This is a genomic window from Gellertiella sp. DMC107 (assembly GCF_056313605.1).
In genome coordinates this window covers 92,246-113,437 of the sequence record NZ_JBQUZZ010000003.1, presented here as the reverse complement: position 1 = coordinate 113,437, position 21,192 = coordinate 92,246, and the positions used below count along the sequence as shown (strand labels likewise).

Sequence of the window (21,192 nt, the reverse complement as noted above, 5' to 3'; positions counted from 1 at the left end):
CGCTGATGATCATACTGATTACCATCATACTCCATTTGCGGAGATGATAACTAAGCAATGTTACGGATTTCTGACGGAAATCTGTGCATTTCGCCTCGATTTCCGTTCAGACGATCCGAACCTTGTCTCAGCCCCGGCGGGCTGCGGCCTTGCGCTTCAGGTCCGGGGCGGTTGCCTCGTCCTTCAGCGCGGCGATGGCATCCTCCAGGGAGAGCGAAACCTGGGCCTGCGAACCGAGTCGACGGATGTTCACCGAGCGCTCTTCCGCTTCCTTCTTTCCGCAGACGATGATGACCGGAACCTTGGTGACCGAGTGTTCCCGGACCTTGTAGTTGATCTTCTCGTTACGGAAATCGGTTTCCACGTTCAGCCCGGCATCGCGCAGCGCATCGGCCACTTCCTGGCCATAGGCATCGGCTTCGGACGTGATGGTCGCGACCACCACCTGCAACGGCGAGACCCAGAGCGGCATATGGCCGGCGAAGTTCTCGATCAGAATGCCGAGGAAGCGCTCCATCGAACCGCAGATGGCGCGATGGATCATGACCGGCTGGGTCTTTTCCGAATTCTGGTCGATGTAGAAGGCGCCGAAGCGCTCCGGCAGGTTGAAGTCCACCTGCGTAGTGCCGCACTGCCAGTCACGGCCGATGGCATCCTTGAGCGTATATTCGAACTTCGGACCGTAGAACGCGCCCTCGCCCGGCAAAATGCCGGTCTTGATGCGCCCGCCAGACTGCTCCTCGATGGTCTTCAGCACGTCCATCATCACGCGCTCGGCGCGATCCCAGAGATCGTCGGAGCCGACGCGCTTTTCCGGACGGGTCGACAGCTTGACGACGATTTCCTTGAAGCCGAAATCCTCATAGACCGAGAGAATGAGATCGTTAATCTTCAGGCACTCGGCCGCCATCTGCTCGTCGGTGCAGAAGATATGCGCATCGTCCTGCGTGAAGCCGCGCACACGCATCAACCCGTGCAGCGCGCCGGAGGGCTCGTAGCGGTGCACGGCGCCGAACTCCGCAAGGCGGATCGGCAGTTCGCGATAGGACTTCAGGCCATGCTTGAAAATCTGGATATGACCCGGGCAGTTCATCGGCTTCAGCGCGAAGACACGCTCGTCGTCGGTCTCGTCACCGGCAACCGTCACCTTGAACATGTTGTCGCGATACCAGCCCCAGTGACCGGAGGTTTCCCAGAGCGACTTGTCCAGCACCTGCGGCGCGTTGACTTCCTGATAGTCACCCTCGAGCCGGCGGCGCATGTAGGACACCAGCGACTGGAACATGCGCCAGCCCTTGCCGTGCCAGAACACCACGCCCGGCCCTTCTTCCTGGAAATGGAAGAGATCCATTTCGCGGCCCAGGCGGCGATGATCGCGCTTCTCGGCTTCCGCGAGCACGTGCAGATAGTTGTCGAGGTCTTCCTGCTCGGCCCAGGCCGTACCGTAGATGCGGGTCAGCATCGGATTGTTGCTGTCGCCGCGCCAATAGGCGCCGGCCACCTTCATCAGCTTGAAGGCGGTACCGATCTGGCCTGTCGAGGCCATGTGCGGACCGCGGCAGAGGTCGAACCAGTCGCCCTGATAGTAGATCTTCAGGTCCTGCCCTTCCGGAATCGCATCGACCAGCTCCACCTTGTACTTCTCGCCCTTGGAGGCAAAGACGTCCTTCGCCTTGTCGCGCGACCAGATCTCTTTGGTGAAGGGCTTGTTGCGCTGGATGATTTCCTTCATCCGCTTTTCGATCTTGGGCAGATCTTCGGGCGTAAAGGGCTCGTCCTTGGCAAAATCGTAATAGAAGCCGTTGTCGATGACCGGACCGATGGTCACCTGCGTGCCGGGCCACAGCTCCTGCACGGCTTCGGCCATCACGTGGGCGCAGTCATGCCGGATCAGTTCCAGCGCGCGCGGATCGGTGCGGGTGACAATCTCCACCTTTCCCTCGGATACGGGATCGGCAAGGTCCTGGACGGTACCGTTGACGGCAAAGGCAAGCGCCTTCTTCGCAAGCGACTTCGAGATCGACTCGGCCACTTCGCGGCCAGTCGTCCCCGGCGCAAACTGCCTGACGGAACCATCGGGAAATGTGAGGGAAACAGCTTCGGACATCTTCAAACTCCTTGATCCAGTCCCGCCAACGAATGCGGGTGGTCTGCGGTGGGGCACCAGGCCCCGGAAACGGGGCGGGTTTAGTATGATTTGACGCTCAAGTAAAGGAAGCGGCTTGCCTCAGCCCTGCCAGAAGTCAAGCGCAAGAGCGGTTGTCGGGAACGCGACGATCACCGCGGACGGAGACGGAAATCTGCCCATGTCATTTCAGGCGATTTTCAAAACGTCCGCGAATTTTGCGTCCCGGGGTGGGGAGATAACCATGAAACACCCGGCTAGCCGGTCGTACCCTGCCGCCAATAGCTCCACGGCTTCCACCACACCTGCCGCTCCGCCAGACGTTCGGGCACGGGATCGAAACCGGACGTTCCGCCGGGCCCGCAGCGTGTGACGCGGAAGAAGGTCATCCAGCCGCCGGCCCAGAGCCCGTGGCGGGCTATCGCCTCGTAGCCGAATTCGGAACAGGTCGGCATATGCCGGCAACTGTTGCCGATGAGGCTGGAAAGGGTCAACTGGTAGAGGCGGATGAAACCCATGCCGAAAAGCCGGTCGGGTGTCCTGGCGAAAGGGCCGGACCAGTTGCGGCCCCGCCGGGTCGGCTTGGACGGGCCGGGCGTCTCGTGCCGACATTCCGGAGCATTGCACATTGTGTCCGTATCCTCAGGCCGGAACGGCGCGTCTGGCCTCGATCTCGTCGATGGCTTTCACCACCGCATCGAAGGTCAGCATCGTGGACGCATGGCGCGCCTTGTAATCCTTGACGGGCTTCAGGAAACGCATGTCCTCGAAACGACCCTCAGGCCCCTCGCCGCCCTCCTTCAGCATGGCGAGCATATCCGCCCGCGCCTTGCGCACCTCGTCCACCTTTGCGCCCACTACATGCCGCGCCATGATCGACGAGGAGGCCTGGCCGAGCGCACAGGCCTTCACCTCATGCGAGAAGGCTGAAACCGTATCGCCCGTGAGCTTCACATAGACCTTCACCCGGGAGCCGCAGAGTTTCGAATGGGCATCGGCGGCCGCATCCGCATCCGGCATGGCCCCGGTCAGGGGAATATTGCCGGCAAATTCGAGAATCTTTGTGTTGTAGATGTCGTCCATGGACAAGTCCCGTATCCTGCGCCCCGCGAAAACCCTTGCTTCCGAAGCGCTTCAAAAGAAAAACAGAGCGTGTCGTTTTCCAGCTCTTTTCCGTGCCTTCCTCCATACTATATGTTAGGTCGTGTGCCGGTCACGAAAAAACAATGGTCTTTCGCATAAGCAGGCGACATGAGCAGAGTGAACAAGCGTGGTGCCGGCCAACACCGGAAAGCGTGATACGCCGGGCCACCCGACAAGGGCGATGCCCGGATTTTGCGTTTTTGGAATGGCTTGCGGTCAGGACAGCACGGTCCGCCCCGGCGGATCAGGAGGCAACAGACGAATGGATGCAATCATCAAGAACTTCCCGCGGGGCGCAGCCGACCAGGGCCGCCCGACGCAACAGGAAGCCGAAGACGCCGTTCGCGTATTGCTGCGCTGGGCCGGTGACGACCCGAGCCGTGAGGGCCTGCTGGACACGCCCGCCCGGGTCGCGAAAGCCTATCGGGAGCTGTTCGGCGGTTATGACCTCGCCGCCGAGGACGTTCTCGGACGCACCTTCGAGGAAGTCGCGGGCTATGACGAGATGGTCCTCGTGCGCGATATTCCCTTCTATTCCCACTGCGAACATCACATGGTGCCGATCATCGGCAAGGCGCATATCGCCTATCTGCCGGACGGGCGAGTGCTGGGCCTTTCCAAGATGGCGCGCGTCGTCGAGATCTACGCCCGCCGTCTCCAGACCCAGGAAACCATGACTGCGCAGATCGCAAAGTCGATCGACGAAACCCTTCGTCCCCGTGGTGTGGCCGTGCTGATCGAGGCCGAGCATATGTGCATGGCCATGAGAGGCGTGCAGAAGCAGGGTTCCACCACGCTCACATCCACCTTCACCGGTGCTTTCAAGTCCGACGCCGCCGAGCAGGCGCGCTTCATGATGATGGTTCGCAACCGCTGAAACCGACTGCAGGACAGAAAAATGACGACCTCTTTCGCCGCCCCGTCGGCCGACAAGGCCGTGCTGGAAGGTGCTGGCGCCTTCACGCCGAAATTTGACCGGAACGGGCTCGTGACCGCCGTGGTCACGGACTTCACCGACGGCGAACTGCTGATGGTCGCCCATATGAACGCAGAAGCGCTGGCGCTGACGCTCGAGACGGGCATTGCCCACTATTACAGCCGCTCGCGCAACATGATCTGGAAGAAGGGCGAGACGTCAGGAAACCTGCAGAAGGTCATGGATTTCCGCACGGATTGCGACCAGGACGCTGTCTGGCTGAAGGTAACGGTGGCCGGCCATGATGCGACCTGCCACACGGGACGCCGCTCCTGCTTCTACCGCACCGTATCGGCAGGCGCGGACGGCCCGCAACTCACCATTGCCGACGACAAGAGGCACTTCGATCCGGCGACCGTTTATGGAAGCGTTAAAGACGTTTCCAGATAGTCGAATCCGGTCTGCAACGGCCGTCCGGACAATTTGAAATAAATACTCGTTATATTCCAGAACCTTATCCGGGCCGCTGCGTTGAAAGCGCAGTGTACCGCATTACATGCATGGAAGAGTGGTAGCGGCTTAAACCAATTTGAAACCGGAACGGGCGCTTCATAGGGGCGAGGAGTGTTCAGCCAGGGGAAAATGATCATGCTGAACTGGAACTTGCACAGGTCCAACGCAACGCCGACACTCGATCCGATCGGCCCCAGCCCGCCGGCCGCCGATATCTCGCCGCCCGTTGCGCCGAAGAAGCCACGCACCCGCATCGCGCTTGCGCTTGGCGGCGGTGCAGCTCGCGGCTGGGCCCATATCGGTGTGCTGCGGGCGCTCGACGAGGCGGGAATAGAAGTGGGCATGATTGCCGGCACATCCATCGGTGCCCTTGTCGGAGGCTGTTATCTGGCCGGAAAGCTGGATGAACTGGAAGCCTTTGCCCGCTCCCTTACCATGCGGCGCATCGCAGGCCTGCTCGATTTCACCATCGGCGGCGGCGGCCTTTTCGGCGGCATGCGCCTGACCCGCCGGATGCAGGAGCATCTGCAAGGATTGAACATCGAAGATCTGGACCGCCCCTTCGTGGCGGTTGCAGCCGAAGTGAACACGGGCCACGAGGTCTGGATCACCAATGGTTCGCTGATCACCGCGCTCAGGGCCTCCTACGCCCTCCCCGGCATTTTCGAGCCGATCACCTGCAACAATCGTACGTTGATCGATGGCGCCATCGTGAATCCGGTCCCGGTCTCGGTCTGCCGCGCCCATGAAGAGCCGCTCGTGGTTGCGGTCAACCTGCACTACGATCTGTATGGACGCTCCGCAGTGGTCAAGCACAGTGCCAGCGTGCAGACGCAGGAACCCGCTCCGGCAAAGACCAGCGACATGCGTCTCGGTCTCACGGGCGTCATGGTGCAGGCGTTCAACATTATTCAGGACCGGATATCCCGCGCACGCCTTGCCGGCGATCCGCCGGATCTCGCCCTGCTGCCTCGTCTCAACGATATTGGCCTGTCGGAATTCCACCGGGCCGGCGAAGCCATCGAGCGCGGTTATGAAGAAGGGCGATCCAAGATCGCCGAACTCAAGCGACTTCAGGAAACCTTCGCCCGTTGACGAAGGTTTCCACATCGCGGGTCTTTCAACCGGCGATGTAAGCCTTGATATGCTCGGCTTCCTGCTCGATCTCGCGAATGCGGGATTTCACCACGTCCCCGATCGATATCATCCCGGACAGCTTGCCTTCCTTTTCCACCGGCACGTGCCGGAAACGGCGGCTGCTCATCATTTCCATAAGCTGGTTGACCGTATGGTCTTCGGTGCAACGATGGACGTTGGAGGTCATGGCGGTGGCAACCGGCATGTCGAGGGCCTGCGTGCCATGTTTGGCGATGGCACTGACCACGTCGCGCTCGGAAAAGATCCCGGCTATCTTGCCTTCCACTCCGACGATCACGATGGCACCGATTTTCCGTTCATGCAGAATGCGGGCCGTATCCCCGACTGTCGTATTCGGGCCGGTGGTGACGACGTCACGGCCCTTCTGGTCGAGAATAGACTTTACAGATACAGACATTCGCTTCCTCCCTTAGAAGATGCAACGTCCGGATCACACGGCCAGCAGACCGTCCTCCCAGATCCGGTCAAGGAATGGTGCCTGTCCTCGCCCGTGAATGCAATAGATTGTTTTTAGAGATCGTTAACTGGTGGCGCAGGCGCTTCCCAGGAAGAGCGCTCGAACAACGGGAAGGCGAAAAATCCGAAGACCAGACCACCGATATGGGCCTCCCAGGCCACCGCGGCCGAGGCATTCCCGAGAATCGGCAGGCCGAAAGCGACAAGAACGTTGCCCGCGAGCCAGACCAGGAGGAAGCTCACCGCCGGCCGGCTTGCCAGCACCTGGCTTACGGACAGGAGCGGATAGGCGAACACCGGGCGCCTCGAAAAGCGCATGCCGCGCGGCGGAAAGGCGAATCGGCAGGCCGCCCCCATGAAGGCGGAAATCACGCCGGATGCCCCGATCACCAGTTGCACTTCGCCCCAGTGGAGGACGGCGAAAAAGCCGGCCGATGCCACCGCCGAAACAACCCAGAAGACGGCCGAGCGAACCGTGCCGATCCGCATCGCGACAGGTGTCGCAAAACAGGCCAGCCACAGGCAGTTGAAAATCAGATGCTCCATGCTCCCGTGGAGGAAGGAATAGGTCAGTGGCGTCCACAACCAGGCCGGATCATCCATTGTCAGCGGATGAACATAGCGCGCCGGAATGAATCCGAACTCCCAGTCGATCCAGTTGGCCACGGCCGGACGAAGCACATAGGCTTGCGCCACATAGACAGCGGCCATGAACAGGATGATGGCGAGGAGCGGCCCGGGCACATTGATGGCCCGTTCACGTCGGGGATATTCGGGTTGGGGAAGCCGGTTTTCCGGCAGGTCTTGCGATTCGGTCATGAGGGGGAGCTTACTGCGGATTTGGTTTTTTCTGCGAGCGGATAAAAAAAGAGCCGTCCGGTTTTCACCGAACGGCTTCCGGGTCCCCCGGGCATGCCCGCTCCCGATAGTCGAGTGCTGAAGCGCGTGTCTTCAGATGTGCTGGATCTGCTTCTGCCATCAATCGGCCGACCCGGCAACGTCAACCCTTTGTTAACCTTAACGGTCCTTTCGTGGCACGGTTCTCGCTCCATGCCCTGCGTCCGGTCATTACGGCAGGCCGGGCGTATCAAGAGAGGACAGGCAGAATGAAACTGGCAGTCTCAAGGGCCATCGTCAGCTACTGGAATGAACTCCGGGGGATGGACCCTGCACCCACACGCGCCGCCCTGAAGCCTGGCTCGATCTCGAGCCTGCTTCCGGATCTCTTCATCCTGCAAAGGGACAAGGTCGGTACACCCCTCTTCCGGCTCGCGGGAACGCGGGTCTGCACCCTGATGGGCAAGGAATTGCGTCAGCAATCCTTCGCGGCCCTTTTTTCCGAAGACCAGCAACACAAGCTGAAGATGATGGTGCATGGCGTCGCCGACCGGTTGCGCCCCTGCATCCTTGCGCTGTCTCCGCGCCCCGATGACAGGGATCCCCTGGATCTGGAAATGGTTCTGTTGCCGATCATCGAGGAGGATCAGGATCTCCGGCTTGTTCTGGGCGTGATTTCGCCGGTGAACCGCAACCCTTCGCGTATCCTCTCCCCCCTCCAGAATCTGTACATCAGGGAGGTACAACCGCTGCGGCCGGAACAGGAGCAGATTGACCCGTTTCCAGTCGAGAATGGCGATGACGGCATCTTCACCATCCTGAAACGGATCATGGGTTTCGAAGGCAGTAAGCGCGGAAACACAATTGCTTAAGCCGCGGCGGCGAAAGTTTTAGAGGTTGAGAAGAATCAATCTTCACCCCAACCGAAACACGAACTTTTAACCGGGGATATTTATTGTCTGTGCAAACGCAACAGCAAGAAGACGTCTATGCAATCGTTTTCGGCCACATTCCACTCCGCAGCCGCGCAGCGCCCGCCTGAAACGCGGTCGTTTCAGCGTGTTACGGTCAATCTTCCTGGCCGCCTCATGCTTGCGAACTACGATGAGTTCGAATGCGTTGCAGCAGAAATGTCTCCCGGCGACACCCTCATCACCTGCCGCGGAAAACCCTCCGCCGGCGAACGCGTGATTGCCTATATCGACCACCTCGGCCGCATCGAGGGCACCGTGCTGCATCTGGTTCACGGCGGCTTCGTCATGAGCATCGTCGCCTCGGAGCGCAAGCGCGAAAAGCTGGCCGCCCAGCTTACCTGGATTGCCAACAAGCATGAACTCGGGCTGCCCGAAGATCGCCGCCATGACCGCCTGACGCCCCGCGACACCCGTGCCGAGTTGCTGCTCGACGACGGTCGTCGCTATGTCTGCCGGATCATGGACCTCTCGCTGTCCGGGGCCGCCCTGGACGTGGAATACCGTCCGCCGATCGGCACAGCCGTCCAGCTGGGCAACATGAAGGGCCGCATCGTTCGCCATTTTATGGAAGGCGTCGCGATGGAGTTCGCCTCGGTACAATCGAAAGATACGCTGCGCGAATTCCTGTAACCGCAACCGATCAGATCAATCCCACCGACCCGCCGAAAGGCGGGTTTTTTCATGGGCTCGACCAAGAAAAATCGCCCTTCTCCGAAAAAAGATTCAGGATATTTTTGCGCCATAACCGGTGCGACGCGAAGAATTGATATTAAAATATGTTTTATGCCGCATTTTATTCAATTTATACTTGTCGCAACGCGAAACGGCATCGCCCCAGCCGACCGAAAAACATCTGCAGTGATGCCAACCAAGCCACTGATAAAAAACATGTTTTTCCTAAACTCAGACAATTTTACGGGCTTTTTATCGGTGTTTTAGTCGATTACGCCTCGCATTTTCCGCAAATTTTCCGAAAGTTTAATTCAAGTCAAATTCAAACTATAATAGAGTTAAGCGCGCATTTGTACTTCATTTGAACGTGAAATTTCGCGAGGAATAAAAACATCCGTGTCATTGTGCTCTCAATCGGGGAGAACAACGATGACAACAAAAACAAAAATCAAGAACTGCATCGCCGTACTGGGTTTCACGCTTGTTTCTGCTGGCATGGCCCACGCAACTCCAGCCACGATGAACGTCATCGGCCGCGCCAACCCGCCGATCGGTGCCTATGAATTCTGCAAGGACAATCCGGGTGAATGCGACCAGACCTATTCGGATGTTGGTCCGATCGAGCTGACGGAAGCAAGCTGGAAACAGATCCTCAAGGTGAACTACAAGGTCAATTCCACGGTCGTACCGATGACTGACCAGGACATTTATGGCGTCGAAGAGAAATGGGCCTACCCCACGGATGTGGGCGACTGCGAGGATTATGCGCTGGAAAAGCGCAAGGAGCTGATCAAGGCCGGCTTCTCGCCTTCCGACCTGCTGATTGCGGTTGTCCTTCAGCCGAATGGCGAAGGCCATGCGGTTCTGACGGTCCGCACCGACCGGGGCGATTTCATTCTCGACAACATGCAGAACAAGGTCCTCCTCTGGTCTGAAACACCCTATCGCTACCTGAAGCGCCAGTCGGTGAACAATTTTGCCAGCTGGGACAAGATCCAGGACGGCCGGGCCACCGTGGTGGGCAGCGTCGGTCAGTAAGTTTTTTCGCTGGTGCCGGCCCCTGCCCGGCACTGGCACCCCCCTTGCACCGTCCCGATGCCGTCGGGCTGGCGCAGGATGGCAAGCCGGTCAGTCCCCCGCACCCGTCCCCCGACCGGAGCCATTGAGCCGATCCCGACTGTCCCCGGGATCGGCTTTTTCTTTTCAGGCCAAAAGCCGCGCCAGGCTCACGACGCACTGGCCGTAACTCCCGGACCAGAGCACCAGAACGAATCCTGCGGCCACAAGATCGCCCGTCCGCGCCCGGCCCTGCCGGGCCCAGACCGCCGCGACATCGTAGAGCAGCGCCGGCCCCGCAAGGAGCGTCAGCAGCCAGGGCAAGGGCCGGAGCTCCAGCCTTAGTCCGGGTTCCTGGACGGGCCAGCAAAAGCCGAGCGACAGGCGCAGGCAATCCTCCATCAGCAGGGAAACGAGAAAACCCATCAGGGCATGGGCCACCAGATCGATCAGGTTCATGTGTTGTTAACCATATTTGCAGAGTCTCGATGCATCGATTCCAGTGCAAGTGCCGTGCCGGCGCGCCACGAGGTCAAGCCTGACCCGAGACGCCCGAACCGCCCATCGAAGCGATTGCGAGAGACAGATGACGATTAGCATGCAGGCGACGGCCGAAGTCGAGGAAGAACCGCTGATTTCCAACAGCTTTCTCCTACGCGCCCTGATTTATCTCGGAATCATGGCCTCCCTGACGCTGATGCTCGTGTTTGGCGGACACTGGCTTGGCAAGCGCATCACCCTGGCCGGACATACGGATAGCCGCGAAATCGTGACCATAGACATCGGCCGGGACCGGCTGATGGTTCCGGCCAACGTGATCCGTTTTGATACGCAGCGTCATTCCGGCACAGCCGAACGGGTGGATCTCTACCTCGCCTGGCCGACGATGGAAGGCTATTCCCGCGAGGACTCCGCCCGTTTTAACAATGTTTCGGGAAGCCGTTCGCTGATCTTCCTGCAGATGACCCAGTCCGTCATGTCGCGCGACATGTCCGGGCGCATCCAGCCGATCTATAGCCATTATTTCGACGGTCAGCCGGAAGCCTTCGGGAGCGGCCTGACCCTGCATCGGTTCAAGCCGGAGGCCGGCTATCAGGATGACGTGCTGCTGACAGCGCCTCGTGGAGACGAGCCGGAATATGCGGTTCGCTGCATCCTTCCCGGCGCCGATGCCGGCGCGACGGGCGGGGATTGCCAGCGCGATATCGTGGTCGGCAACGACCTGTCCGTGCTCTACCGCTTTTCCAGCAATCTCCTTCCCCAATGGCGGGAAATCGATCGCGCCGTGACCGACTACATCGGCGATCGCGTCAGCCAACCCTCGGGCGCACATCGATAAAATGCGCGTGGTGAGAAGAACCGATCATTAAACATAAACCGATTGGTAACGCTAATCCGATAGCGTTCCAGTCAAGCGGCAGTCCGGAGATCGATCCGGCCATGGCAATACAAATGCAAGCAAAGAGTAGTGTAGTGTCAAAAACAGCATCCACCGTAGCAGCCGGACGCACCGGCATGTTCGTCATCCGTACGGTCACATGCCTGCTTTTCGCAGCGGCCCTTCTTCTGACCGGTACCGGTACGGAGGCCTTCGCGAAAGGCTCCAAATATGCCGGCATCGTCGTCGACGCCAAGACGGGAAACGTCCTCTACAGCGAAAACCCGGATAGCCTGCGTTACCCGGCCTCGCTGACCAAGATGATGACGCTCTATCTGGTGTTCGAGGCGCTCGAAAGCGGACGCATCACGCTCAACACCCGCGTTCCGGTCTCGAAGAATGCTGCGGCGGAACCCCCGTCCAAGCTTGGCCTGCGCCCGGGCAACACGATCACCGTGGAACAGGGTATTCTCGGTCTGGTGACCCGGTCTGCCAACGACGCCGCCACCGCACTCGGTGAATTCATCGGTGGCTCGGAAGGCCGCTTTGCCCAACTGATGACGGCAAAGGCCCGCGCGCTCGGGATGACACGCACCACCTACCGTAACGCCAATGGTCTTCCGAACACCGCACAGATGACGACGGCACGGGATCAGGCCCGCCTTGGCATCGCTCTTCGCAAGCATTTTCCGCAGTACTACCACTATTTCTCCACCCGCAGCTTCAAGTTCGGCAAGCAGGTGATCGGCAACCACAACCGGCTTCTTGGCGCGGTGAAGGGCGTTGACGGCATCAAGACCGGTTACACGCAGGCTGCGGGCTTCAACCTGGTTACCTCGGCACAGGCCGGTGGCCGCTCCATCGTCGGTGTCGTCATGGGCGCTCCGTCCGGCGGTTGGCGCAATGCCCGCATGACCAAACTCGTTCAGGCTTACCTTCCGCAGGCCTCGCGCCGTGGCGGCGGCGAAGAAATCGTCGCAAAGGTCGATCCGGCGCCCGAGCCGGTCGAGGAGCAGTCCACCCAGGCAGCCTACGCGCCGGAGCAGTCTGAAGACAATGCAGCATCCGCCGCTCTTGCGCCCGCCGGCCATGGCGTCGTCCTGCCACAGACCGGCCCGCTGCCCGACAGCCGCTACCAGGCCGAGCCCGATCTCGCCAATGCGACGCTGACGCCCGACGGCACCGCTGGCGTTCGCCAGAAGGCTTCCGCCGACGAGAATTCCGGTATACAGCCGCTTGCCGCCCCGATCCCTGCTGCCAGCGTCGGCAACGACGACCAGGATATCGACACCCTCACCACCGCTTCCACGCCCAAGGGTTGGGTCGTTCAGGTCGGTGTCTCCCCCACCCCCAAATTGGCCATGGGCCTGCTTGAAGCAGCCAAGGCCAAAGGCGGAAAGGTATTGCGTTCCGCCAAACCCATCACCGTTGCTGTCGCAAGCGGCAGCGGCAAGCTCTACCGCGCCCGCTTCGCCGGTTTCGATGGCCAGTCCGATGCCGTCAATGCGTGCAAGGTGTTGAAGCGCCGCGGTGTGAGCTGCTGGGCCAGCGCCCAGTAAAGGCAGCCCGACCAATGCCCCTCCGCACCGGGCGGAGAGGCACCCCGGGGACGGAGGGCATCCGTCTCGAAGACCCTCGATTTGTTTGTTTTGCGTGACGAGGAAAATAGTAATGGCCATCAATGAAAACCGGCCCGGACCGGTGGACTATCCGGTCAAGCCCATGAGCAGCCTGGGGCCGACTCTCCATCCCCTGCACGAGGCCGCGCTCAAGCTCGCCGATTTCGGGCTCACCCGGGTCCGGTCGAAATCCAAGACCCGCGATCTTGTGGCCATGCTGCTCTCGCACGGCGCCCGCGCCTGGCGGCTCAACCAGCCACCCGTTTCGGTGCATCTCTATGTGGCGCCGACCGAAGGACGGTTCCCCGTCTATCTGCGTATACGCTAGGCGGCGGACCCATTCGATACGAACAGGGCGGCATCCCGCGATGCCGCCTTTTTTCATGCCCTATTTGAGGTTGGATCTATCCAGGATCGCTGTCCCCACACGGCCGGCTCCTGGTGAGCCCGCCCCTCACGCCCATGTTCTCGATAGAATCGAGTTCGCGGAGAACCTCTTCCAAACAATCCATGACGAAATCATCGGCCCGTTCCCGAAAGCGCTTCGGGGTGGGCTCTGGCGGTAACCGGATCACGAGGGGCTCGGGGCGGGACATATAGCCCAGCATGAACATGCTGCCACCGATCAGGCTGTGATAGGCCAGGACCATGACAAACTTGATCCAGTCCGGCGAAACGGCATAGATTTTCAAGAATTCCATTCCCGGCGCTCCCACGAGAGGGCGTCACCGGAGCCCGCAGGCTCCAGTGACCGGGAGATAGAAAACCGCTAAAAGACGGCCGCCCCGGCTTTTAAACCGAAGTTCTGGACATGACCGAGGCCTCCCGGCCGCAATGGCCAGAAACGAATGGGTACGGGACTCGACTATCAAAGCATGGTCGCTCTTTTGGACGGGGTTTCCATGCCCCGGGGCACAGTAATTTGCTGGCACCCTGAAGACGACGTTAGCAAGCGCTGAAATTCAGTCAAGCCTTTTTTAGATAACACGAAATCTCGATGTGGCGGGCGGGCTTAGAGAAGACCCAGCTCCATCAGCTCCCGCTTCAGGTCGTCGGGCATGTCGGTCACGCCCTGCCCCAGACTGGAGACATCCTTCGGCGCATCTTCAGGCTTGAGATAGCGCCATCCCTGAAACGGCCGCTTCGGCTGGAGCGCGGTTTCGATCACTTCCGGCCCCAGCACCAGATCGCAGCGGGTAATCCCGTCCTCGCCCTGGAACGTCCTGATATCGATGAGGATCTGGCGCGCCTGCACCTGCCCCTTGATCACCCAATACAGCGAGCCGCCGTCGAGCAGCTCCTCGATGCGCTTCGGCACCATGCGGGTCGTGTGGATGCTGTGCGGTTCAAGTCCTACCGCCATGGCAATCAGCGAACGCCGGCTGACCCATTCGCGCAGGTCCTCGATGCTTTCGGCACCGACGCAAAGTTTGAGCATATGAAGGGCCATGCCATGCTTTCCATCACGGGAAGGGCGCGCCCTTCCCTCAGCACTCCACGAGGTTGACGGCGAGGCCGCCGGTGGAGGTTTCCTTGTATTTTTCGCTCATGTCGTAGCCGGTCTGGCGCATGGTTTCAATACAGGCGTCCAGCGGCACGAAGTGCGTCCCGTCGCCCTTCAGCGCCAGGGACGCTGCGGTCACCGCCTTCACGGCACCCAGCGCATTGCGCTCGATACAGGGAACCTGCACCAGTCCCGCAACGGGATCGCAGGTCATGCCGAGGTGATGCTCAAGGGCAATCTCGGCAGCATTCTCGATCTGGGCCGGCGTGCCGCCCATGACGGCTGCGAGACCGGCCGCCGCCATCGCGGCCGCGGACCCCACTTCACCCTGACAGCCCACTTCCGCGCCGGAAATGGATGCGTTGTGCTTGATGATGCCGCCGACCGCCGCCGCGGTCAGCAGATAGTCGCGAATGCCGCGCTCGTCCGCATCCTCATGGAAATGCAGGTAATACCGGATGGTCGCCGGCACGACGCCCGCCGCCCCATTGGTCGGCGCGGTCACCACGCGGCCCCCGGCGGCATTCTCCTCGTTTACCGCCATGGCATAGACGCTCAGCCAGTCATTGGCGAGCAGCGGATTGACCCGGTTGCTGCGCCATTCCTCATGCAGCTTGTCGTGGATCGAGCGCGCGCGGCGGCGGACGTTCAGGCCGCCCGGCATGATGCCTTCGCCACGAAGGCCCCGGTCGATACAACTGGTCATCGCCTGCCAGATCCGGTCCAGACCGGCATCGAGCTCTTCGCGGCTCATCCGGGCCTCTTCATTGGCGCGCTTCATCTGGGCAATCGTCTTGCCGGAGCGCGCGGCCATGGCCAGCATTTCCTCTGCCGTCCCAAAGGGATAGGGCACATTGGCGGGCGGCTTGGCCGACTGGTCGCTGCGGCGCATCGCCTCCAGTTCCAGGTCTGTCACCACGAAACCGCCGCCGATGGAATAATAGATCTGCGTCAGCAGCACCCGGCCGTCCCGGTCGAGCGCCGAGAGGCTCATCCCGTTCGCATGACCCGTCAGCGGCGTCTTCTTGTCGTAGACCAGATCGGTGGCGGGCTGAAAGGCGTAAGACGGATGTCCCAGCGGCTGCACGGTTCCCGTGCGCTCCACCTCGGCCACGATGGCGTCCATCCGATCGGGATCGACGAGATCAGGACGCTCGCCGGTCAGGCCAAGAATGACTGCCCTGCCCGTTCCGTGCCCGATGCCGGTATAGGCCAGCGATCCATGCAAACTCACTTTCAGTGCCTTCACCTCGGCACCGGCGGGGCGCGGCCAGTCGGACGAGGCGACGAGATCGAGAAAGCGGTTCGCCGCCGTCATGGGTCCCATCGTATGGGAGCTCGACGGACCAACGCCGATCTTGAACACATCGAAAACCGAAAGAAACATCCTGATACCCCCCGAATCCCGGCAATTTGCCGGGTAAAATTGACGGATGCAAGGCAGGTATAGGCTCTTCAGGCCCTTTGCCATGGCGATCCACCGACACACGATCCTTAAGCGGCGACATCCGATTCCGCCATCGCCTTTCGCTCGGGCAGGGCGGCGGCCCGTGTTATTGTACGGGCGGAATCACAGGCGCGGCACAGGCTGGAGACATCGAATGCAGGCCATAGACTATTTTGCCCTGACACTCTTCATTCTCGCCTGGACCCTTTATTCCCACGTCACCAACGGCACCATACGCCTGTTTAAGCGGGAGAGCCTGACCCGAATCATGACCGAGTACCGCCGGCGCTGGATTCTGAATTCGCTGGGCCGTGACCTGAAAATGATCGATACGCAGATTCTGGCCGGCCTGCAGAACGGCACGGCCTTCTTTGCCTCCACCTCCATTTTCGCGCTCGGCGGCTGCTTCGCGCTTCTCGGCGCCACGGAAAAGGTGGATGCGATCTTCCGCGATCTGCCGATTGCCTTCCATGGGGGCCGCACCGCCTTCGAGCTGAAGGTTGGCGGCCTGACGGGGCTCTTCGGCTATTCCTTCTTCAAGTTCGGCTGGTCATACCGGCTGTTCAACTACTGCACCATTCTCTTCGGTGGCTTGCCCATGCTGGAGGACACCCGGAAGAATCCTGTAGCGGCCCGCGCCGCGGCCGAACGCGTGATCCAGATGAATGCCATAGCCGCCAGCCATTTCAATGCGGGCCTGAGGGCCATTTTCCTTTCCATCGGCTATCTCGGCTGGTTCGTGAATGCCTATCTTTTCCTGATCACCACCGCCTTCGTGCTGGTCATCCTGATCCGCCGGCAGTTTTTCTCGCCGGCCCGGCGCGTTCTCATGGAAGACATTGCAGCCGGCGACAAAGGGCCTTCACCGGCAATTCATTGACGGCAGGCTGTCCATGACCGGGCGGCTGCGCTATGTGACGCCTCGTCCCGATCACAACAGGCACAACCGATGACCGACCCCGCAAGCCGTCCCGAGACCCAAGCCCCCGCCATCCGCATCGGCTGGCTCGATGCCTTCAGAGGCCTCGCGCTGGTGGCCATGGCGAGCTATCACCTGATCTGGGATTTCGAGTATTTCGGCTATCTGGCGCCGGGCACGGCGGGCCATGGCCTGCCAAAGCTCTATGCACGCGGCATCGCCACTACCTTCCTTTTTCTTGCCGGGCTCGGTCTCGTGCTGGCGCACCGAAACGGGATCCGGTGGGATCGCTTCGGTCTGCGCTTCGCCAAGGTGGCCGGCGCGGCCGCGCTGGTGACGGTTGCGACCTGGTTCGCCATGCCCGAGGGCTTCATCCATTTCGGCATCCTGCACCAGATCGCGCTGGCAAGCGTGGTCGGTATTGCCTTCCTCAACCTGCCGCCGCTGGTCACCCTCATGGCAGCGGTTGGCGTTCTGGCGCTGCCCTTCTTCTACCAGTCGACCCTGTTCGATCACCCGGCCCTCTGGTGGGTGGGCCTTCAACCAAAGCCGCGGCTCTCCTTCGATTATGTGCCCTTCTTCCCCTGGTTCGCACCGGTGCTCGTCGGAATCGCGGTGGGAAACATTGGGGCATTCAGGGCCTGGCTCGGCCGTTTGGGGCAGCCGCCCAAGAGTGCGCGCCCGCTGGGATTTATGGGCCGGCACAGCCTGCTGGTCTATCTGCTGCACCAGATCCCGTTGTTCGGCCTCGTCTGGCTGCTCAGCATGGTCGCACCGCCAGATCGCGCCGCATCCTACACCCAGGAATGCATGCAAAGCTGCTCCGCCTCAGGCGGTGAGGCTTTGTGCCGCAAATTCTGCCAATGCACCCTGGATGCGCTGCAGGCCGATAACATGCTGGAGCCGCTCCAGACCGGGAAGATCAGGGTCGAGGATGAAAAAATCCAGTCGCTGGCGCTGCAATGCTCGATGAAAGCCCAGCAGCAGTAAAAAGCGGGAACGGCGTCAGGTTCCGACGCCAATTTCCGCAAGCCGCGTCAGGCACGCTTCTTCGACATTGTCGAGTTCGGACAGGGTATCATCAATATCCTTGCGCTTCTGGCGCAATTCGTCCCGCTTTTCATCCACCCGCTTCATGAGAAGCTTCAGTTGCCCGATCTCGCCCGGGGGTTCCTTGTAGACCTGAATGATTTCCCGGATTTCGGCAATCGTGAAGCCGATGCGCCGGCCCCGCAAAATCTCCTGAATGAGGGCCCGATCCGCAGGCCGGAACAGACGCGTACGCCCCCGCCGCTCCGGATGAATCAATCCCTCATCTTCGTAAAAACGAAGCGTACGCGTGGAAACGCCGAACTCGCGCGTCAACTCCGTAATCGAATAATACTTCTTCACAGCTCTTGCTTCCTGTCCGCCGGTCGACGCAGATCCCCGCGCAACCTCTTTGCCTTCCGGAAAGGCTCATTCCCGTCCTGTTGCCGGTCATACTAATTTGATTTACGTAAAAGTCAATTTTCGTGGCGCGGCGTCCACCTAGGACAACATGAACCACCAGGTCGCGAGGCCCAGGAAGGAAAAGAAGCCACAGACATCGGTCAGCGCCGTCACAAAGACTGCCGATGATACGGCCGGGTCCGCTCCGCTTCGGTCAAGCAGAAGCGGAATCAGGATGCCGCCCAGCGCGGCCACCAGGAAATTGATGATATTGGCGGTGGCGAAGACACAGCCGAGTTGAAGATCGCCGAACCAGAGGCCCGCGACCAGCCCCATCACCGTTGCCAGCACCAGCCCGTTGGCCAGACCGACACCCGCCTCGCGCCGGATGATGCGGGGCGCATTATAGAGATCGAGTTCCCGGGTCGCGAGCGCCCGCACGGAGACCGTCATAGTCTGGGTGCCCGCATTTCCGCCGATGGCGGATACGATCGGCATCAGCACCGCCAGCGCCACCATTTTCTCGATGGAATGGTCGAACAGGCCGATGATGCTCGCGCCGAGGGCTGCCGTCAGCAGATTGACGAACAGCCAGGGCAAACGCGACCGCGCAATGGAAATCACGCTGTCGGACAGTTCTTCGTCACCCACGCCGGCGAGACGCTTGATATCCTCGTCGGCCTCCTCGTGGATCACGTCCACGATGTCGTCGATGGTCAGCACGCCGACCAGACGGTTGTTCTCATCCACGACAGCGGCGGAGAGAAGGTCGTATTGTTCGAAGAGCTGCGCCGCCTCTTCCTGGTCCATTTCGGCCGGAATGGGGTAGCTCGTATCGCGCATGATCTCTTCGATGCGCACCTGGCGCTTGGTCCTGAGGATCTTGTCCAGATCCACGGCACCCAGCAGCTTGAAGGTGGGATCGATCACGAAAATCAGCGAAAAATGCTCCGGCAGGTCCTCTCCGTTGCGCATGTAGTCGATGGTCTGGCCCACGCTCCAGAAAGGGGGGACGGCGACGAATTCCGTCTGCATCCGTCGACCGGCCGAGCTTTCCGGATAGTCGAGCGCGCGGCGCAGCCTGACCCGCTCCGTAAAGGGCAGTTGCGCAAGGATTTCCTCGCGGTCTTCCTCATCCAGATCTTCGAGAATGTAGACGGCGTCATCCGAATCGAGATCGCCGATCGCCTCTGCGATCCTCTCGTTCGGTATCTGCTCGAAGATTTCGAGACGGATCGCTTCGTCCACCTCGGTCAGCGCCGTCATGTCGAAGTCGTCGCCGAGCAGGCTGATCAGCGCGATGCGCTGCTCCGCGCCCAGCGCCGCAATCAGGTCGCCCAGTTCCGATTCGTGCAGCCGCGCCACATCGCGTCGAAGGAAGAGAATGTCGCGGTCCGCGATGGCCGCGCCGACAAGCGCGAGGAAATCGGGCCGGATGGAACCGTCTTCGGTATAAATGTCGAGGGCAGGTTCGTCGGCTGGTTTGCGGGGGCGGACCTGTTCCAGCGTTTCCGTCATCTGACCGCCCTCCCCGTATGAAATGACTGACCGTTCGTCGTGCAAACCCCGAAAGGCTCAAAAACAAAGTATGTGCAAGCGCATAGCCTGTTGTCGAAACCGCACCGGACTGCCTGTTTCAACCCGCCTCGCCCTGCCCTCCTGCTACTCCAAGAGCGGCGCAAGGTCCAGCGCTGCCGGCGATTTTTGACGCCCTGCCGAAGGCATTTTCATGGCTGCCCGAAAGGTTTAGGGTCCGCACCGAAAACTCCACCCGTGAAAGCGCCGCAATGCCCGTTCTGACGATCCTCCAATATCCCGATCCGCGCCTGAAAACGCCCGCCGTCCCCGTCACATACTTCGATGACGCCCTCTCGACGCTCGCCGACAATCTGCTCGAGACCATGCGGGCCGCACCCGGTGTCGGCATTACGGCCTGTCATGTTGGCATTTTCGAACGTGTCGTCGTGATCGAGCTGAAGCCCGGCGAACCGCGGCTTTACATCAACCCTGAAATAGAGGCCTTTTCAGACGAACGCATGACAGCCACCGAAGGCAGCGTCTCCATGCCGGGCGTGACGGACGATATCGAGCGGCCACGCGCCATCAGGCTCCACTGGCAGGATCTCGAGGGCAAACGCCACGAGGGCGTCATGTCCGGATTCGAAGCCGTCTGTATGCAGCACGAGATCGACCAGCTCGATGGCATTTTCTGGCTGCAGCGCCTCTCGCGCCTCAAGCGGGAACGGCTGGTGAAGCGATTCCAGAAGGCAAGCCGTTGATCGCTTCCGGCGCGGTCGTGACCGCAGGTCCGAACACCGCCTCGAACGCCGCCTTGAGCAGGATATCCACATCGCTCATCATCACCGGCAGCCCCAGATCTACCAGGCTGGTCACGCCATAGGCGGTGATGCCGCAGGGGACAATTCCCCCGAAATGGGAAAGATCCGGATCCACATTCAACGAAAAGCCATGGAAGCTCACCCAGCGGCGCAGGCGTATGCCCAGCGCCGCCACCTTGTCTTCGGCCATCGATCCGTCGGGCAGCGTCGGCTTTTCCGGTCTGCGAACCCATACGCCCACCCGGTCTTCCCGGCGCTCGCCCTTGATGTTCATCTGGTCGAGCGTGCCGATCACCATCGCCTCCAGGGCGGCGACGAAGGCGCGGACGTCCTGCTTGCGCCGCTTGAGATCGAGCATCACATACCCCACCCGCTGACCGGGCCCGTGATAGGTATATTCGCCACCTCGCCCCGTTTCATGAACGGGGAATCGGTCCGGATCGATCAAGTCCTTCGAATCGGCACTGGTGCCTGCGGTATAGAGCGGCGGATGCTCAAGCAGCCAGACAAGCTCATCCGCCCGACCGTCCGCAATGGCCGCGACGTGATTTTCCATGAAATCGACGGCATCGCGGTACGCGATCAGACCGTCGCTGACCACCCAGCGCACCGGCGGAGAGCCGGCTACAGCAGAAAAGAGCGGCGCGAAATCATTGCGGTCCATCGGGATTCTCCGGTTCATCAGGCAGCCCGTCCCGGATTCAT

The 21,192-nt window shown here is 60.8% G+C and carries 25 protein-coding genes; 13 read left to right on the top strand and 12 right to left on the bottom strand.

What is annotated here, in order from left to right:
- Positions 1-127 precede the first annotated feature (127 nt).
- From thrS to ACT54B_RS11285, 3 genes are all read right to left on the bottom strand, one after another.
- Positions 128-2,107 carry a threonine--tRNA ligase gene (gene thrS / locus ACT54B_RS11295; RefSeq protein ID WP_476044969.1) on the bottom strand — a complete coding sequence of 660 codons (1,980 nt, stop codon included), beginning with the start codon at positions 2,105-2,107 and terminating at the stop codon, positions 128-130.
- 275 nt (positions 2,108-2,382) lie between these two features.
- A complete protein-coding gene (yidD, locus tag ACT54B_RS11290; RefSeq protein WP_476044968.1) occupies positions 2,383-2,754 on the bottom strand; it encodes a membrane protein insertion efficiency factor YidD in 372 nt (123 codons plus the stop codon).
- Positions 2,755-2,767: 13 nt separating this feature from the next.
- Positions 2,768-3,208, bottom strand: coding sequence for an iron-sulfur cluster assembly scaffold protein (locus ACT54B_RS11285; RefSeq protein ID WP_476045594.1), 441 nt, complete (start codon positions 3,206-3,208; stop codon positions 2,768-2,770).
- A 322-nt stretch (positions 3,209-3,530) separates the two neighbouring features.
- Between ACT54B_RS11285 and folE the strand changes: the two genes are divergently transcribed.
- From folE to ACT54B_RS11270, 3 genes are all read left to right on the top strand, one after another.
- Positions 3,531-4,145: a GTP cyclohydrolase I FolE gene (folE, locus tag ACT54B_RS11280; RefSeq protein WP_476044967.1), complete on the top strand. Its 615-nt coding sequence runs from the start codon at positions 3,531-3,533 to the stop codon at positions 4,143-4,145.
- Between the two features lie 21 nt (positions 4,146-4,166).
- On the top strand, positions 4,167-4,634 hold the full coding sequence (gene hisI, locus ACT54B_RS11275) for a phosphoribosyl-AMP cyclohydrolase (protein WP_476044966.1): 468 nt from the start codon (positions 4,167-4,169) through the stop codon (positions 4,632-4,634).
- Positions 4,635-4,832: 198 nt separating this feature from the next.
- Complete coding sequence (locus ACT54B_RS11270; RefSeq protein WP_476044965.1) at positions 4,833-5,792, top strand: patatin-like phospholipase family protein; 960 nt, start codon at positions 4,833-4,835, stop codon at positions 5,790-5,792.
- Between the two features lie 25 nt (positions 5,793-5,817).
- Here ACT54B_RS11270 and ACT54B_RS11265 read toward each other — a convergent pair whose 3' ends face one another.
- On the bottom strand, positions 5,818-6,252 hold the full coding sequence (locus ACT54B_RS11265; RefSeq protein ID WP_476044964.1) for a CBS domain-containing protein: 435 nt from the start codon (positions 6,250-6,252) through the stop codon (positions 5,818-5,820).
- A 113-nt stretch (positions 6,253-6,365) separates the two neighbouring features.
- Complete coding sequence (locus ACT54B_RS11260; protein WP_476044963.1) at positions 6,366-7,130, bottom strand: rhomboid family intramembrane serine protease; 765 nt, start codon at positions 7,128-7,130, stop codon at positions 6,366-6,368.
- A gap of 287 nt (positions 7,131-7,417) precedes the next feature.
- On the opposite strand from ACT54B_RS11260, the gene ACT54B_RS11255 reads away from it, so the two are divergent.
- From ACT54B_RS11255 to ACT54B_RS11240, 4 genes are all read left to right on the top strand, one after another.
- Positions 7,418-8,020: a PAS domain-containing protein gene (locus ACT54B_RS11255; protein WP_476044962.1), complete on the top strand. Its 603-nt coding sequence runs from the start codon at positions 7,418-7,420 to the stop codon at positions 8,018-8,020.
- Positions 8,021-8,137: 117 nt separating this feature from the next.
- Positions 8,138-8,752 (top strand): PilZ domain-containing protein, encoded by a 615-nt coding sequence (locus ACT54B_RS11250; protein WP_476044961.1) that lies wholly within the window; start codon positions 8,138-8,140, stop codon positions 8,750-8,752.
- A gap of 51 nt (positions 8,753-8,803) precedes the next feature.
- Complete coding sequence (locus tag ACT54B_RS11245) at positions 8,804-9,061, top strand: hypothetical protein (protein ID WP_476044960.1); 258 nt, start codon at positions 8,804-8,806, stop codon at positions 9,059-9,061.
- A gap of 162 nt (positions 9,062-9,223) precedes the next feature.
- Positions 9,224-9,832, top strand: a complete 609-nt coding sequence (locus ACT54B_RS11240) for a transglutaminase-like cysteine peptidase (protein ID WP_476044959.1) — start codon at positions 9,224-9,226, stop codon at positions 9,830-9,832.
- A gap of 165 nt (positions 9,833-9,997) precedes the next feature.
- Here the strand turns inward: ACT54B_RS11240 and ACT54B_RS11235 are convergent, their stop codons facing one another.
- The gene (locus tag ACT54B_RS11235) at positions 9,998-10,309 is read right to left on the bottom strand and encodes a hypothetical protein (protein WP_476044958.1); all 312 of its coding nucleotides are present in this window, start codon (positions 10,307-10,309) and stop codon (positions 9,998-10,000) included.
- Between the two features lie 127 nt (positions 10,310-10,436).
- On the opposite strand from ACT54B_RS11235, the gene ACT54B_RS11230 reads away from it, so the two are divergent.
- From ACT54B_RS11230 to ACT54B_RS11220, 3 genes are all read left to right on the top strand, one after another.
- On the top strand, positions 10,437-11,189 hold the full coding sequence (locus tag ACT54B_RS11230; RefSeq protein ID WP_476044957.1) for a hypothetical protein: 753 nt from the start codon (positions 10,437-10,439) through the stop codon (positions 11,187-11,189).
- A gap of 113 nt (positions 11,190-11,302) precedes the next feature.
- A complete protein-coding gene (locus ACT54B_RS11225; RefSeq protein WP_476044956.1) occupies positions 11,303-12,787 on the top strand; it encodes a serine hydrolase in 1,485 nt (494 codons plus the stop codon).
- Positions 12,788-12,899: 112 nt separating this feature from the next.
- Entirely contained in the window at positions 12,900-13,175 is a 276-nt protein-coding gene (locus tag ACT54B_RS11220) for a hypothetical protein (RefSeq protein WP_476044955.1), read from the top strand.
- Positions 13,176-13,251: 76 nt separating this feature from the next.
- Here ACT54B_RS11220 and ACT54B_RS11215 read toward each other — a convergent pair whose 3' ends face one another.
- The 3 genes from ACT54B_RS11215 to ACT54B_RS11205 form a co-directional block, all read right to left on the bottom strand.
- Positions 13,252-13,548 carry a hypothetical protein gene (locus tag ACT54B_RS11215; protein WP_476044954.1) on the bottom strand — a complete coding sequence of 99 codons (297 nt, stop codon included), beginning with the start codon at positions 13,546-13,548 and terminating at the stop codon, positions 13,252-13,254.
- A gap of 311 nt (positions 13,549-13,859) precedes the next feature.
- A complete protein-coding gene (locus ACT54B_RS11210; RefSeq protein ID WP_476044953.1) occupies positions 13,860-14,297 on the bottom strand; it encodes a DUF1489 family protein in 438 nt (145 codons plus the stop codon).
- Positions 14,298-14,334: 37 nt separating this feature from the next.
- Positions 14,335-15,738 carry an L-serine ammonia-lyase gene (locus ACT54B_RS11205; protein WP_476044952.1) on the bottom strand — a complete coding sequence of 468 codons (1,404 nt, stop codon included), beginning with the start codon at positions 15,736-15,738 and terminating at the stop codon, positions 14,335-14,337.
- 214 nt (positions 15,739-15,952) lie between these two features.
- On the opposite strand from ACT54B_RS11205, the gene ACT54B_RS11200 reads away from it, so the two are divergent.
- Both ACT54B_RS11200 and ACT54B_RS11195 read left to right on the top strand, forming a co-directional pair.
- Positions 15,953-16,678, top strand: a complete 726-nt coding sequence (locus ACT54B_RS11200; protein WP_476044951.1) for a DUF599 domain-containing protein — start codon at positions 15,953-15,955, stop codon at positions 16,676-16,678.
- Between the two features lie 69 nt (positions 16,679-16,747).
- A complete protein-coding gene (locus ACT54B_RS11195) occupies positions 16,748-17,707 on the top strand; it encodes a heparan-alpha-glucosaminide N-acetyltransferase (RefSeq protein ID WP_476044950.1) in 960 nt (319 codons plus the stop codon).
- A gap of 15 nt (positions 17,708-17,722) precedes the next feature.
- On the opposite strand, the gene ACT54B_RS11190 is transcribed toward ACT54B_RS11195, so the two are convergent.
- Together ACT54B_RS11190 and mgtE are read right to left on the bottom strand one after the other, a co-directional pair.
- Positions 17,723-18,109, bottom strand: coding sequence for a MerR family transcriptional regulator (locus ACT54B_RS11190; protein WP_476044949.1), 387 nt, complete (start codon positions 18,107-18,109; stop codon positions 17,723-17,725).
- 138 nt (positions 18,110-18,247) lie between these two features.
- A complete protein-coding gene (mgtE, locus tag ACT54B_RS11185; protein WP_476044948.1) occupies positions 18,248-19,666 on the bottom strand; it encodes a magnesium transporter in 1,419 nt (472 codons plus the stop codon).
- 269 nt (positions 19,667-19,935) lie between these two features.
- On the opposite strand from mgtE, the gene ACT54B_RS11180 reads away from it, so the two are divergent.
- On the top strand, positions 19,936-20,427 hold the full coding sequence (locus ACT54B_RS11180) for a peptide deformylase (protein WP_476044947.1): 492 nt from the start codon (positions 19,936-19,938) through the stop codon (positions 20,425-20,427).
- On the opposite strand, the gene lipB is transcribed toward ACT54B_RS11180, so the two are convergent.
- The gene (gene lipB, locus ACT54B_RS11175) at positions 20,381-21,151 is read right to left on the bottom strand and encodes a lipoyl(octanoyl) transferase LipB (RefSeq protein WP_476044946.1); all 771 of its coding nucleotides are present in this window, start codon (positions 21,149-21,151) and stop codon (positions 20,381-20,383) included. The genes ACT54B_RS11180 and lipB overlap by 47 nt on opposite strands.
- Between the last annotated feature and the right edge of the window lie 41 nt (positions 21,152-21,192).